9 protein-coding genes are annotated in these 16,208 nt (G+C 28.7%); 7 read left to right on the top strand and 2 right to left on the bottom strand.

Features of this window, described 5'->3' with window-relative positions:
• Positions 1-482: 482 nt before the first annotated feature.
• The 6 genes from AW729_RS00700 to AW729_RS11100 all read left to right on the top strand — a co-directional run bounded on the left by AW729_RS00700 (position 483) and on the right by AW729_RS11100 (position 6,541).
• A complete protein-coding gene (locus AW729_RS00700) occupies positions 483-2,447 on the top strand; it encodes a hypothetical protein (RefSeq protein ID WP_162685696.1) in 1,965 nt (654 codons plus the stop codon).
• 29 nt (positions 2,448-2,476) lie between these two features.
• Entirely contained in the window at positions 2,477-2,857 is a 381-nt protein-coding gene (locus AW729_RS00695; RefSeq protein WP_112123268.1) for a hypothetical protein, read from the top strand.
• 464 nt (positions 2,858-3,321) lie between these two features.
• Entirely contained in the window at positions 3,322-4,053 is a 732-nt protein-coding gene (locus tag AW729_RS00690; RefSeq protein ID WP_162685695.1) for a hypothetical protein, read from the top strand.
• Positions 4,054-5,075: 1,022 nt separating this feature from the next.
• A complete protein-coding gene (locus AW729_RS00685) occupies positions 5,076-5,558 on the top strand; it encodes a hypothetical protein (protein ID WP_162685694.1) in 483 nt (160 codons plus the stop codon).
• On the top strand, positions 5,480-5,995 hold the full coding sequence (locus AW729_RS11730) for a DDE-type integrase/transposase/recombinase (RefSeq protein ID WP_394339575.1): 516 nt from the start codon (positions 5,480-5,482) through the stop codon (positions 5,993-5,995). The genes AW729_RS00685 and AW729_RS11730 overlap by 79 nt, the downstream gene beginning before the upstream one ends.
• Before the next feature lie 324 nt (positions 5,996-6,319).
• The gene (locus tag AW729_RS11100; RefSeq protein WP_162685693.1) at positions 6,320-6,541 is read left to right on the top strand and encodes a hypothetical protein; all 222 of its coding nucleotides are present in this window, start codon (positions 6,320-6,322) and stop codon (positions 6,539-6,541) included.
• Between the two features lie 599 nt (positions 6,542-7,140).
• Here the strand turns inward: AW729_RS11100 and AW729_RS00675 are convergent.
• Both AW729_RS00675 and AW729_RS00670 read right to left on the bottom strand, forming a co-directional pair.
• On the bottom strand, positions 7,141-9,360 hold the full coding sequence (locus AW729_RS00675; RefSeq protein ID WP_112123264.1) for a RyR domain-containing protein: 2,220 nt from the start codon (positions 9,358-9,360) through the stop codon (positions 7,141-7,143).
• 12 nt (positions 9,361-9,372) lie between these two features.
• The gene (locus tag AW729_RS00670) at positions 9,373-12,663 is read right to left on the bottom strand and encodes a toll/interleukin-1 receptor domain-containing protein (RefSeq protein WP_112123263.1); all 3,291 of its coding nucleotides are present in this window, start codon (positions 12,661-12,663) and stop codon (positions 9,373-9,375) included.
• A 1,155-nt stretch (positions 12,664-13,818) separates the two neighbouring features.
• Here AW729_RS00670 and AW729_RS00665 point away from each other — a divergent pair.
• Complete coding sequence (locus tag AW729_RS00665) at positions 13,819-16,131, top strand: ATP-dependent Clp protease ATP-binding subunit (RefSeq protein ID WP_112123262.1); 2,313 nt, start codon at positions 13,819-13,821, stop codon at positions 16,129-16,131.
• The last annotated feature ends 77 nt before the right edge of the window (positions 16,132-16,208 follow it).

The raw sequence follows: 16,208 nt of genomic DNA, 5'->3' as shown, positions 1-16,208 counted from the left end.
AATCCTGTAGTTACCACTTTTTATAACATAAACAAAAAAAGATGTAGAAAAAAAAACCAAAAACAAATTTATTAATATGGTAACTTGGCGGAGCACGGTCAAACGCACAAAACCGATAATAATAATGATTTTGAGGCTAAGGCCTACACAGGTTCAAATCCTGTAGTTACCACTTTTTATAACATAAACAAAATAATTTACTATAAAACTGCACCCCTATTATAATTTTAAAATATAACATGAAGATGATTATTTTAATTAAAATTACACTCCATTACACTAATTATGTAAATAATAAAGCAATTTATTATTATTTCAAAAGTATTAAAGATTTTTCTTTCAATCATATAAATAATATTTAAAATATAAGCCTATAATGGAAAATGAATATAACAGGTTGTGATACTATCTCAGATGAATATTTCGTAAAACAAATTAAATATATGAATGATCATTTCAACACTAACATGAAATGTAGAAAATTGTTCATAGTAGATGTTGAATGGGATAAACTGTGGAAGTTATACTACAACAATGTTCCAGACAATATCAATCCCATCTACAAAACAAATAATGTATATGAATGTAGTGCATGTCGTCATTTCTTCCATAAGGCAGCAAATATTGTTGCAATTGATGAGAATACCCTTGAATACATTACACTATTTGGATGTGAACGTGTAGAAGAACTTAATGATGTCTTTGAACAATTGGATAAGATTATTAAGCAAGCTCCAATAAGGGACATATTCTTATCAAATGTTGAAAGGTTAGGAACAAAAGAGGATAGGGAATTATTGGATGATGGAACGGTAACCCGTTATAACCATTATTATCTGGATATTCCACAAAAATTCATTGGAACACATCAGGATATGATGGAAGCACGGACCAACAGAACATTACTGGAATCATCAACGTCAGATATTTCATTATATGCTGTTAACACAGTATTGGAACTGATAGAAACAGACAGCCTATACCGGGCAACTGAATGGAAGTATCTTGTAGAAACATTCAAAAACTACCTCGAGGAATATGAAAATATGGAAGGCTGTGATGAAAATACTTTTTACTGGATTAAAAGTATAGAATTGGGAGCAATGACGTCCAGAATCAAAAATCATAGTATCGGTGTACTTTTAAGTGACATTACAAGTGGAATGTCCCTTGAAGATGCTGTTAACAAGTATGAAAAAATTGTTGCACCTACAAACTATAAAAGACCAAAACCAATCATTACCCAGGAAATGATTAAAAATGCCCGGAAAAAAATTGAACAATTGGGCTTTATAGATAGTATCCCACGAAGATATGCAAACATAACCGATATCAGCATCAACGATATATTGTTTGCAAATAGGGATGTGAAACAACAGCTTAAGGAATCTGAGGGGATATTTGATAAGCTTGAGAAATTCATACCCCACAAAGTTCAAAACTTTGATAATATACAGGAAATCAACTTGGATGAGTTTATTGAAAAGGTTCTTCCACATGCATCAGAGGTGGAGCTATACATGTCATATGATTTTGGAAAAAACTTCGTATCACTTATTGCCCCAGTAAATGCCGACGCACCGAGTATGTTCAAATGGAGTAATGCATTCAGCTGGACATACATCAACAACCTATCCGATAGTGAAATCAAACAGCAGGTTAAATCCATGGGTGGAGATGTGGACGTTGACTTAAGATTTTCAATCCAATGGAATACCGGTGATTGGGATAAGAATGACCTTGATGCTCACTGCACGGAACCAGACGATAATGAGATATACTTTAATAGGATGAAAAGTTCAAAAACAGGCGGATGGCTGGATGTTGATATAATAGATCCAGAGAAAAACAAGCCTGCGGTTGAAAACATTCAATTCAAAGACAGATCAAAAATGACCCCTGGTGAATACCTATTTCGTGTACATCAGTTCAACTATCGTGGGGGAGATGATGGATTTAATGCTGAGATTGAATTTGATGGAAGAATATTCAATTTCAACTATCCATTCAAGTTAAACCAAAAGGAATATGTTGACGTTGCCAAGGTACTACTGAATGATGACAATGAATTTGAACTGGAAAGCCTTTTGGATAACCAGTCATCAAACAGAACGCAATGGAACGTGACATACAACACATTCATACCAGTATCTCTTATCTGCTATAGTCCGAACTACTGGTCAACAAATAACATAGGAAACAAACATGTATTCTTCATGTTAAAAGACTGTGTCAATGAGGGCAAGGCAAGGCCATGGTTTAATGAATACCTGTCAAATGAGCTTCTTGAACATAAACGTGTTACCGAGGCATTATCTTCTGTCACAAAGGTTGAAGAAACAGAAAATCAGCTAAGTGGAGTGGGTTTCTCATTAACACAGAGAAACACTATAACACTCAAGGTTAAAAGTGAAAACATTGAAAGAACATTCAATGTTATAATATAAAAAAAAATGGAGATTTGGAGAGGATTATTATGAACAAAATTTGGATAGAATCACTACAAAACAAATACCGATTTGAATTTAAAGGACTTATTAGTGTAGAAGATCTTTTTGACTTAAAATTGGAAGATCTTAACTGCATATATATAAGTCTTAAGAAGAAGGAAAAAGAACTTCAGATAGATTCACTGATGGATAAAGAGGACAGTCCTCAGATAAAAGAGGTTGAAACAAAGATTGAAATAGTTAAAAGCATTTTCAAAATGAAGGATGCTGAAATCAAACGCCGCCAACAGGAAGTAATTAACAATTCTCGCAAACAGAAGATACTTTCTATCATTGAAGACAAACAGGATCAGGAATTATCTGAAAAATCCGTGGAAGAACTTCGAAAAATATATGAAGAGCTCTGAATTGTTTTAATTAAAACAAATCAACTCATAACCCCCATATTTCTTATTTTTTATTGGTTAACCATGATTATCTTAATAATCAGATTGGGATAAATAATTACATAATCCCATTCATAAACATCAATGATTCAACAAAAAAATAGGAAAACTTGGGCAAATTCCATTAGCATTACTGATAATTTAATCAAAAGTATCGATAATTATTTAGACAGTCATCAGATTAACATCATTAATAATGACTACTAACATCAAAAATATTAAAAGATATACCAAAATTATAAAAAATATAATATTAAATGTATATGTCCAAAACAAATTACACAAAATAAATGCAAAATGTCAGAAAAATATTAACTTTGAAAGAAGTTTATAACACTACTAAAAAAGTAACTGAAACAAAATAACTCACAGAAAATCCGAAAAAACTAAAAAAAATTTCTACCCATATGGAGGATATTGTTGTCATGTATAATAAAAATAAAAGAAGCATTTTAGAAAAAAAGGACCATTCCAAGAAACTAAATCACGAAAGACCTATGAAAAAGAAATCTAAAAATGAAGAAAAAATAAAAGATCTCGTTACAGAATCTAATTCATGTGGTAACACAGAAGATAACCTGACATATGCATTAAATAAATTAAATAATGATGCATCAAAACTAAATCTTCCCAAAAGCGTTATTGAACTAGCTGCCAAAATCTGTCGTTGTGCATTAGAAAAAAAATTTTTCAAAAACACTGAAACAGAATTGATAATTGCCGCTTCCATATATGATGCTTGTAGTCGAACTTATGTTCCTATAACTGAGATGGAAATTATGGAAGTTTGCCATGTAAGATATAGGGATTTATATAATACTTACATACACCTAACACGTGAACTAAAAAAACATGAATCTCCCCCATCTCCTGTTAAATATGTTTCATTCTTTACCAGTGAACTAAATCTTTCCACAGCAGTTCAATCAAAAGCTATTGAAATAATTAAACAAGCCGAGGAAAATGGTTTAACACATCATCGTAGTCCTACAAGTATAGCTGCTACCGCATTATTTATTGCCAGTAATATTTTAGGAGAACAAAAGTCCCAACGAGAAATTGGAGATATTGCAGGTGTTAATGAGGTTATTATTCAAAACAGGTATATGGAATTTACTGAGCAATTGGATTTAAAGTATGATTTAAATCCATACTAATTTTTATATTTTTTTTGATGTTGTAAAATTGTATAGGCTTTTTTTGCGAAAAAAAAATATATCCTCTTGTCCCATTAATATTGGTTTTTAAATACTTAATTTTCTAATTAAAGATAGTTTCATTATGAAAATTATGCTATTTGAATGAATAATATTTATTTTATAAATTGAAATTAAAAATTAGCATTAATCACCTATTGAAAAAGAGATAAGTATATAGATATGAACTGGAAATAAATCTATCCCTAATAATAGCATACCTTTTATTCAACTTAAATTTTTCGATTTAATGATGGAAAACCTAATTTTGATGAAATTTTAAATAAACATTTAAATAATTAATCTTCTTTTTCTAAGGATTATTCTTAAGAATTAGATGAAAATAATGCATTTAAATATGTTAATCCCCAATGTCCTGATTGTGACTTAGATAAAATAATTAAAAATAAACAAATATCTGATAAAATACCTGAAATAATGAAAAAAGGATATCATTCATTGATAAAAATACAAGCATAATTCAAAATATTCTTAAATATAAATGTATAACACACTACTATTAAAAATTGGATAAAAATAGATGAAAATATAATAACAACAGATTTATATCCAATGTACAGGAATATATTTGATAATTTAAATATAAAACAACAATTATGGGCAGTGTTCAGAATCTTACTGATAAAACATACTTGTATTACTATTATATTAATTAATATTACTTATTTTTTTGTTTACACTTGAAATTGTCCTTCGTTTATTTTTTACTGAGTAATAAATTGTTTTTTTATTTTCTTGTACTAAATTAATCGTTTGCATTATTATATTATTATCTTTGTTGCAAAGTGTTGATTATTTTAAGGAGAATAACTATCAAATTAAGTATCTTTCATAAGATGGCTATTTTTCTAATTTATTGGGATTCATGAGGTTTATAACAATAATTAATCAATTATAAATTATTTCAAGTGAAAATGAGCTTTATATGACCTTTATAAATGTGTAGGTTCATATATATTATTATGTGCGTTAAAAAAGAACCTACAGATAATATTCTGTTTAAACATGGATTTATAACTTCCGATGATAATGGAAAAAAAGTATTTAATTTGTATGAAGGACATAGTTTAAGAATCATTTACAGTAATGATTTCCAAGAAGAGAATTTTGATGAAATTCGTTTAGTTAAAAAGGACATGGTATGTCCTCATTGTCGAGCTAGACTGGTTAAAAATAGTAGTTATGAATTTAACTATAATAAAATGATTCCTATACGTATTAGTGGATATAAATGTTGTAATAAGCATCACACTCATTATGTATATGCATCTAAATTAAAGGATGTTGATAAATTCTGTTCATTTAATCGTGAAATAAGAAAACTTGGTGTTAAATTATCATTAATCGAGTTTTTATCTAATGATAAATTATCAGAATTCTTAAAAGCATTAACCGGAGTAAGTGTCAACAGAGAAACAATGTTTTATTCACAGATGATTCCATAGATGAACTTATAGAAGAAATCAGAAAAGAACAAGAATTAGAAATAGTCAAACTCAATATCAAGCCTTCAGGTCATTACGGCTATGATGAACAATACATATTCATCAACGGGGAATTATTTATGAGAATGACAATAATCGACAATAAAAACAATCTTGTAATCAACAATGAATTAATACATAAATATGATTTTAATCAAGACACAATCCAGGATTTTCTGGAAAGATCGTTAAAAGATTTAGAAGTAACATCCATAACAACAGATGGAAACAACTCTTATCCATGCATAATAGAAGTATTAGGAGCTATACATCACAGATGCGTATTTCACATAATGAAAAACCTAATGGATGATATCAAAAAGGATATCCGCACACTCGAAAACAGAATTGAATACATTAACTCTAAAAAAGAAGAAAATAAAGCACGACTAGAATAATTAAAACAACTCGATAAAGGAAAAAGTGGAAGACCATCCAAAGAAGATAAAGAATGGAATAAACACATAAAAGAAAAATCAAACCTAAACCATGAAAATTCAAAACTAATCACCGAACGAAAAAACAAACGAAAAAACAAACGAAAAAACAAACGAAAAAACAAACGAAAAGAATTAAGACATTATAAAACATTCAAAAGACGAGTATCGCTTACATTCAAATCCAAAAAAGAAAAAACAGCAATCAACCGATATAACAAATTACTAAACGATAAACGAATACCCAATAAAATAAAGAAATTCCTAGAAAGAATCGAAGACGTAATGCCTAATCTCATAAACCATATAGAAAATAACGACATTCCACGCACAAACAACAAAGTTGAAGGATTCTACAAAATAACACTACCAGGATGTAAAAAAAGAATCTACAGAACAGAAAAAGGCGTCAAACGAAGAATGATGCTAAGTCAACTGCGATGGACGCACCGACAAGTGCTGGGTCATACTGGACCACTTATTAGAATAAATCTCCTAACATTCTAATAGACAACCCCCAGAACAATATTAATTTTACAAACAATCTTTCCCATACAAGAAAAAATAAAACTTCAGAACAACCTATTAATAAAATAATAATATCCGTTATTAAATAATTTAATTTAATACGGATTACGGCAATAATAATACTATTTTTTTGATGAAAATTAAGTTTACAACAGAAAATCAAGAAATTTTACCAGATTATGTCAACATATCAGTAAGATTCTGAACACTGCCAACAAAACACACCAATCAACAAAAACACACTATACTAAACAACAATCAATAAAAAACATAAAAACAATCCCAATCCATTAACTTTTTTAACTAAAAATAAATCAATCCTCCTTTTAACACAAAAAGAATATAACAGTGTTATATTTTAGTGTAAACCAACAAATTCAGAAATTTCTCAGAAAAAAGTCATAACAGTTCAACTACATTTTCAATAACCACTAATTCTAAAATTATACATAATATGAAAAATATTAAGATGCTTATAGAAAAAAAATAACCAAATAAATTACAGAAAAACAGAACGAATTAGTATAATTGTCACACACATCTAACACTATTGAAAAAAGTAAATCGAGGAATGAAAGTTATTCCTTAATAATCTTTAATCCTACATTGTCACATATAAGAGGATAGTTTCTGTATGTGATTCTATTTTCTTCTTGTTTTTTAGGGTCTAATTTCTCCCAATCTACCATGTATGGATTTGTTCTTTTAGTTTCATCCCTTGTTTTTCCATATATCCATCTATTATTTCTTTTATCCTCCATCCATTCTTGATGTTCTTTTTCTGATAGGTATTCTATTATTTCTTCTTCAATTGAAGTTATTGCTTTGCCTTCATCCTCTTTTGTTACTATTTTATAACCTTTTCTTCTTAATCTTTTTATAGAGGAACCCATGTGTTTAAAATTGTAATATTTGACATCTGAGGATAATTTATCAAATGAATAGCTTTCATCATAATCATGGTAAAAGTTATGTATTTCTTGTGCCAGTTCTCTTTTATTTGTTGGAACTATTTTAAGTTCTATCGAATCTATTAGTTGAGGTATACTTCTTGCAGTATCTATATTATTCTGTTGTAACTCCTCATTTAATTCTTTCCAGGATACTAAATAAGGATTTGTTCGTTTTTTGTTACTTTTAACTGAATCATATGTCCATCCAGTACCTTTTTTTTCTTCAACCCATTCTTCATGTTTTAAAATAGCTATATCATTGATTTCATCTTCTGAAAAATCATTTACAGAGGTTCTGTTATCTGATTCATATGCTAGTTCATATCCTATTAAACTTAATTCCTTTGGAATTAATCTTGCTAATCTTAAATTAGTTATTTTGAGGTCTAATGGTAATTCTTCGAATTCACATAAATTATCATATGATTCTTGTAATTGTATATCGATTTCATCTTCTTTAGCTTCGTTATAAGCATCTTCTATAACTTTAACATATTGGTCATGTATCCCTTCTGCTAAGTTATACACAAGATTCATAGGTAAATTTGGTAAATCCAATTCAGATTTCATTTTGTCCCTTAATGATAATTCTTCAGATTCCATAGAAGTTTCAAGTGTTAGTTCCTCATGAAATATATTTGATAAATCTAAAACATTTTTTAATTCTTGTTTTACATCATCTGAATTAATATTTATAGTTCCTTTTTTTACCACATATTTTAAATCAAGTTTATCATCACTGATATATAATGCTGGTTCTATTTTATGTTGTCTCTTATCTACTTCAACTGCTTTAATAGGTTTCATCAATTTGTGACTTAATATTAATAAAAACGCCAATGGATTTTGATTTGGATTTAATTGTTTTAATTCGAATGGTTCTTCCTGTAATGTATCCTTATAAAAGTTTTTTAAGAGAATTGCGGTTGCACTATCCAATATTGGATAAAAGAACAAATCAGGATTTCTATCATATTTCTGTATTAGATATTCATATATATTTAATATAATTATTGCAGATATTACACTATAATCTGTGGAATTATGTTTAGCACAAGAGCAATCGATGAGTAAACGTTCTATGATATTTTTTAAATGATTTTGTTGTCGTTTATTTAATTTAAAGTTCAAATATAATTTATGTGTCAACATATCACTATATTTGAATTCCAAAAATTTAGCATCGGAATATTCTTTGATGTATTGATTGCGAAAAGTTTTATTCTGAATACTTGAATCTAATTTTTGAAAATTCAACAAATCAAGAAGTATATTATCCCCTTTTCTGTTTATGATGGTATTGAGTTCTTCATTTAATAATTTTTGTAACGATTTTCCTATCACTTCTATATTTATAGCAATATTTTGGAAAAGTGAAGTTATTCCCCAACGATATAAGAATTCTTCACTTGAAATCTCATCATTATTAATATAATATCCCAAATAAGGACTATTTTTTATGTTTTCTTCAAATATTTCCCTATAATTTCTATTTTGTGCATATATTGCTAGTCCAAGTAGAAATACATTAACAGAATGTATTAAACTATCATAAGGTCTTTCTTTACTCATGCTTTCATATTTAAACATTGTTTTAACACAATCAAATGGAATATTAGCATCATTCATATATTGGATATTTTTTGAGTCTGATTCACTAGTTATTTGATAAATACTTAAGAATGTTTCATAAACATTATATGCATGATATAATGATTCCTTATCAAAGAAAAGATCAATATTTGCTTTTAACATTCCCTTGTAATTTTGTTCTTCAGTATCCTCAGATAATTTTAGTCCATCAAAGAATGTGTCAACATATATTTTTAAATTATTTTCCGTCATTTTTCGCACCTCTTATATTTCATAAGTATTCCTTATGATTTTTAAATTCAATTTTTTACAGAAATCAGGTAATTGTTTGAAAATCTTAACTTGTATTTTTGCATAATCTGCAGATAAGTAATCTTTATCCCATTTGACTAGATAAGGATTTGTTTTTAACTCTTCATCATAGTTATCCCCATGTTTCCATCCTAAACTATAATTTAACATACGATATTTCTTATGATATTCCTGTGCCAGATAAATTGCTTCATCATTTTCTAGGAAGGTTATCTCTTCAGTATTATAAGAACTATCAACAAGATAATAATTAAGCATTGATAATGTTTCAATTATCAGATCTGTTTTTTTGAAGTTTAATCTTTTCATATCTAGGGATAATGTGTCAAATTTATCATCTGTAGATTCATTTATCTTTTCGTATTGTTCTTCTTTGTTTGTTAATGTGTTAAATTCATCTTCTGAAGATAACTTGTATATCTCCGATGTCAGTAATCTGAGTTTTGATGGAACTATCTTTAATCCGATATCCATTACAATATTAGGAATAGAACTGACAAAATCAGTATTCTGTTGTTGTACTTCTTCATTTAACTTATCCCAAGGAAGTAAATTCGGATTTAATCGTTTTTTATCATCCTTTATTTTAGAATATTCCCAACCATTTTCTTTTTTATCTTTATACCATTCTTTATGCGTTACTTTAGCTATATAAATTATTTCATCCTCAGAAAATTCAACAATATCCTCCCTTTCATCAATAATATCAGTAATTTCATATCCAATGCTACTTAATTTCCCAGGTATTGATTTGGATTGAACCATATTAATAACCTTATCCTGCGGAGATAACTCATTAAATTCTTCAAATTTATAGTTCTTTATCTGAGATTCATCAGTAAGTTTATTGGATAATATTTGATACTGTTTATGAACAGCTTTAGCTAATTCTTCAATAAGACTCATTGATACTGTGTTATTAGATAAATCACTTGTTGATGTTAATATGTCCTCTTCATTCACATTAGTTAAATCTGTTTTACTACAGACACCTTCATCAAATATATATGGAATATCAAGGAGATTATCTAAATATAATTCATTGGAAAATCCAAAACCATATGAATAACTACTAGCCTTACATGTAATAGTTAACCTCTCATCATTCAATTGTGAAATAAACAATTCGTTGATATTATCTTCCGTATTTAAATCTTTATGTCTATAAAATTCTAGGACATTGTCACAAAGAATTAATAAATAAGCTAATGGATTTTGTGATGGATTTAGTTGCTTTTGATTAAATGGTTCTTTTTGTAAGAAATATTTATAATAATTATGTAAGAAGATAGCTACAGCACTATCTGCTATTGGATAAAAGAATAAATCAGGATTAATACTATATTCATGTAGATTATAATCATAGATAGCATATTCTTGAATTTGATAATCAAACATGTTTAAAACAAGAAGTGCTGATAAAAAACCATGTTCTGCAAATTCTGTATCCTTTATATGGGCAATAAAATCATTTATATGATTTCTTAAAAGGTTACACTTTTCATTATCAAATTTAAAATTATGGGCAATTTTATGGGCAATTATTTCTGTAGGTTTAAATAAATTGAAATACTTTGTTTTAGGATATTTTTTTTCATAATTATCAGTAAATTTAAAAGGTTCTTTTTTAATAATTTCATTTAAATCATGTATATCCCTAATAATTCTGTTTTCACCTAAAAAATTATCAAATACCCCATAAATATTACGATTTTCTCGCCTACCATTCTTTTCAAATGGATAATAAATATCATGAAGTAATGAAGTCATTCCCCAACGGTATAAAAACTCTTCACTACTAATCTCATCATCAATTTTATAATATTCTTCATACCCACTACCAATTACATAGGAATTGAATGCTTTTTTATAGTTTCTATTTCCAGAATAGATTGCTAAACCTAGAACAAATACATTTACGGAGTGTATGAATAAATTTTTCTGCAAACGAATATCCTCAGTAAAATTTTTGATTTTCTCAAGTATATCCAAAGTCACATTTTTATCAATTAACCCTTCATAAGAGGATTTACCTGAAGAAATTATTTGATAAATACTGAAAAAAGTATAATAAACATCCCATGCAGTATACATATATTTGTTATCTAAAAAATTGTTTATTGTTAATTTTAAAATATCTTTATAAGAACATTCGTTAGGATTATTCTCAGATAAAACCAAATTATCAAAAAATTCATCAATATATCGTTTTATACTATTTGAATTAATATCAGAATATAAAACTTCATTTTTCAAAGAATCATCTATTAAAATTTCTTCAGGAGTTTTCAATTCTATCTTTTCAAAAATATTTCCATAATCGGGGTCAAAACCAAAACTATGAAAAGCTTCAGTAAACTTTGAGATATAACTTTCATCGTCAAGGTCTGTTTTTAATATTCCTTGTAACTGTGATAATTCATAATCCAACTGAATATCCATATCAATTTCATCAAAATCCTCTAGATAAATAGGTACGATATTTTTTTCCTTGCTCACAGCAAATTTTAATTCCTTTTGAACATTCTTTGATAGTACAGAGTTGTTAGTTATAAATACCACAAATAAATCACTATCAACCAGATGTTCTAAAACATCACGCAGCCACTCATTTCCAGCACAAATCCCCTCATCATACCAAACATTATACCCCATATCCTGAAAACGCTTAATCTCTGGAAAAACAAGATTAGAATCTATGTGAGCATAACTGATAAACATATATGAACCTTCACCACGAAAAGCTGGAAGAGGTTCACGATTAATAGCAGAATGAGATTTATTATTTGACGCATCCACACCTGATTGAAGACCATAACTCATAAAAGTTTCTCTGCATTTAAACATATATTGAGTAATATCTTTTAATTCATATTTATCTATCCTACTACTATCAGATAAAGTAGATTCCATTATAATATCAATTTTTGTTTCATCAAGATAAATAGGAATAATATTTTTTTCAAGGTTAAAAACATAATTCACTTCTTCTATTATTTTATTATTGTATCCAGAATTATGTGTTAAAAGAACCACATAAACAGAACAATTTTTAAGAGCTGTACTGTATTTTAACTTGTTTTCAATTTTATTATCCTCATTATACCATACATTGTATCCCATATCTTGGAATCGTTTGATTTCTTGGAATGCTACATGTTCATCTTCAGGAGCATAACTTACGAAAAGGTATGGTTCATCCCCCTCATACGCATTCAATGGTTTATTTTTTTCATTTAGCATGTTATCACTTTAATTCTTAGTTTATCTCATTGTCACTCTATTATTCATGAGCATTACGTGTTTTGCAAAAAAAGACCTTGAACTTTACACATGAGATTTATTTATCTTTTTAGAAATATTTAAGTTGTATAAAGTAATTTATTACATTAACTACCAGCACTCTTTTGGGGATTTACAATTATTTGATAAAATTAAATTGTTGTAAATGGGGTTAATAAGGTAGAATTGTTTTTAATGTTTTTAATTTAACATCTGATTATTTGATTGTTGTTTCATAAGTTATCGTGACTATTGAAAATCAAACTTGGTTAAATTAGAATTTGAATGATAATTTAGTTTGTGTTGAAAATATAGTTGAAACTTCAGTATTTTAACAACTTATTTGTCTTATTCTCAATCATCAGTCAATATACAAATACACATCAATAATAAGTAATAACATCATTTATACATCAGTTAAATTATAGAAAGATTTGTTATTTAAACACTTTTTACGATAAATTTTATAAAAGATGTTTTGACAGCATTTATGCAAAACAATAAAAGATTTCCCAAAAGCAAGTCACAAAGATAAACAACCAAAAGCATTACTACAGATGGCACAAATACATAGAAATTCATTATCAAAGCATTAAAAGTAGTACCCCTCAATGCTATTTCCACAAAATGAAAAAACCCAATGAAACCCCTAGAAAAATAAGTAAACAAACTAAATAAAAAAAATGAAAACCCACAATCTAAACAAAAACCAACATAAACCTTAACTGACCCCATAAACTTTTTTTAATGAAAATAAATCAAGCTCCTATTAAAGATAAAAACTGTTAAACAGTGCTATTTGGAATAAAAATAATAATTTAGTAAATTTAGAACAAAGATTACCTCCTTTTTAAGAGAATATCCTATGTAATTAATACTTGTAATATGATATTTATAATTTTTTATCCAAAAAATGATTAAAAAGGGGTTAAATTGGTTATTGAACATTCCATAATAGATTTCAAATAACTTTTAAAGTATTTTTGAATATTTCGTGTTTAAAGAAATTACTTTTTTACTATTAAATATTTTTTGGGAAATAGAATAATATAACAAATTAAAAATGAGTGGTAATGTAATTAAAATTAAAAAGGTATATGTGGGGAGGTTTTAAGAATGGGAAAATTATCTAAATGTGTATATTTAGCTTGGGAAATAGGTTCTGCCGAGGCAAGAAGTCTTAAACAAGAGTATCTATCGGAAGACGAATTGTTAATTGGTATTTGCAGTCTTGAAAAGGAAGCGTCTTTAACTGAAGAAGATCATGTTAATGTTAATGATGATTTCGCTAATCTGATTAAAGAGGAAAATGATGAAATTTCGGCTTATTTCCAAAAATTCAACTTAGAACTTTCTTCAATAAGACGAGGTATACGAGAGCTGAAAGGTGTGGGAAATAATGAAACCATTTCTCCATTTATTTCAAGATCCGTTTCATGCAAGTTAATTTTCAATGAAGCAACATTGATTGCAGATAAAATGAACAGCAATGAAATCAGATGTGTTCATTTAATTAAAGCCATGTTAAATAATCCTTCCAAGACTATTGAAAGGTTTTTTAATGAACGGGATATTGATTTAGATAAATTAAGAAATGAATTAAAAATTGAAATGAAATCCAGATTTGAATTACCTCAAAATAGCCTGTTAAGAAATTATGGGGTGAATTTAACCCAATTAGCTGATGAGGGCAAATTGATGCCTGTTATCGGTCGTGATACTGAAATATTACAAATGATTAGAACTTTAAATAAGCATAGTAAGAATAATCCTTTGATTATCGGTGAAGCTGGTGTAGGTAAAACTGCATTGGTCAAGGGTTTGGCAAATAAAATCAGCAATGGCCAAGTGAATGATTTGCTTAAAGACAAGCAGATTATTGAAATAGACATAACATCATTAGTTGCTGGAACTACCTATCGGGGAGAGTTTGAAGAAAACATGATGAATCTTATCAGGGAATGTAGAAAGAATCCTGAAGTGATATTGTTTATTGATGAAATACATACAGTATTCGGTGCAGGTTCGGCTAGGGGCAGTTTGGATGCTTCAAATATTTTAAAACCGGTTCTTGCAAACGGGGATATAGTGGTGATTGGGGCAACAACATTAAGTGAGTATAGAAAATTTTTTGAAAAGGATCTTGCCTTTGAAAGGAGATTTCAGCCAATCATGTTGGAAGAACCTAGTCCGGATGATACTTTATCCATTCTTAAAGGTTTGAAGGATGATTATGAGGAGTATCATGACTTAACAATATCGGATAAGGCTATTGAAGCTGCCGTTAATCTGTCCACCAGATATATCAATGATAGAAATCTTCCCGATAAAGCTTTGGATGTGATAGATGAGGCATGTTCAAGAAAGGTTATTCCCGAAGTGAATATCGCCGACCCGTTAACTATCAAATCCGAAGTTAATGAAGAAGACATTAAAACAGTTGTATCACAATGGACTGGCATTCCAATTTCCAATGAAGCATCCCAATTTGAAAAGGCCCGGAAGATTGAAGGTTTTTTAAAATCAAAAGTCATTGGCCAGGATTCTGCTATCGAAAAAGTTTCTAAAAGAATTAAAAATTCTTATGCAGGCATTAACAATCCGGAAAAGACGTTGGGGGTTTTTTTATTCCTGGGTCCTACCGGTGTTGGTAAAACATACCTGTCAAAAACTTTATCCAAATTCCTGTTTGGAAGTGAGAAATTTTTAATTAGACTGGACATGTCTGAGTATAAGGAGGAATATTCCATTTCAAAGTTAATTGGTTCTCCTCCAGGTTATCATGGCAATGATGAAGGGGGCTTTTTAACGAATGCCATTAAAACTAAGCCTTATTCAATAGTGTTATTGGATGAGATTGAAAAAGCACATCCTCAGATATTGGAAGTCTTTTTACAGGCATTCGATGAAGGCCGTTTAACTGACGGAAAGGGCAATACTGTTAATGCTAAAAACTGTATATTCATAATGACTTCAAACATGACTGTTGAAAATAGTGGAGGGGATTATGGTATTGCATACGGTAGGACAGGGGATGATATGGACAGTTACGACATTTTGGATAATTTAGCCAATATGATTAGACCGGAATTGGTCAATAGAATCGATGATGTTGTAATGTTTAATCGTTTGACAAAGACTGATTATAATTATTTGGTAAAGTTATATGTTAATGATTTGGCCAAACGTCTCTTATCCGAAAGAGGAATAAGACTTGATGTTAAAAAATCCGTGTATGACTATATTGCCGATAAGGGATATAATGAGAATTTTGGTGCCAGATATCTTAACAGGAGTGTTGAAAGACTTTTGGAGTATCCGATTTCAGATATGATAGTTAATGGTGAAGTTATTGACGGAGAGATGATTATCGTTTCAACCGGATATGACAAGTTAAGCTTTGAAATCACGTCGGGTGTTAAAAAATGAATTGGATAGATGTGGAAGTGATGGTTGAAGAATATTTTCATAGGAGGAAATATTCTTCTTCATTAATAAAACAGGAA

The organism is Methanosphaera sp. BMS, assembly GCF_003268005.1.
Taxonomy (GTDB): Archaea; Methanobacteriota; Methanobacteria; order Methanobacteriales; family Methanobacteriaceae; genus Methanosphaera.
This window is presented reverse-complemented; position numbering and strand designations above follow the sequence as displayed.

Coding starts and splice junctions, on each gene's coding strand:
- AW729_RS00670 (WP_112123263.1), bottom strand. CDS start 12,663: ATGCTAAATGAAAAAAATAAACCATTGAATGCGTATGAGGGGGATGAA.
- AW729_RS00690 (WP_162685695.1), top strand. CDS start 3,322: ATGTATAATAAAAATAAAAGAAGCATTTTAGAAAAAAAGGACCATTCC.
- AW729_RS11100 (WP_162685693.1), top strand. CDS start 6,320: ATGCCTAATCTCATAAACCATATAGAAAATAACGACATTCCACGCACA.
- AW729_RS00685 (WP_162685694.1), top strand. CDS start 5,076: ATGTGCGTTAAAAAAGAACCTACAGATAATATTCTGTTTAAACATGGA.
- AW729_RS00665 (WP_112123262.1), top strand. CDS start 13,819: ATGGGAAAATTATCTAAATGTGTATATTTAGCTTGGGAAATAGGTTCT.
- AW729_RS00675 (WP_112123264.1), bottom strand. CDS start 9,360: ATGACGGAAAATAATTTAAAAATATATGTTGACACATTCTTTGATGGA.
- AW729_RS00695 (WP_112123268.1), top strand. CDS start 2,477: ATGAACAAAATTTGGATAGAATCACTACAAAACAAATACCGATTTGAA.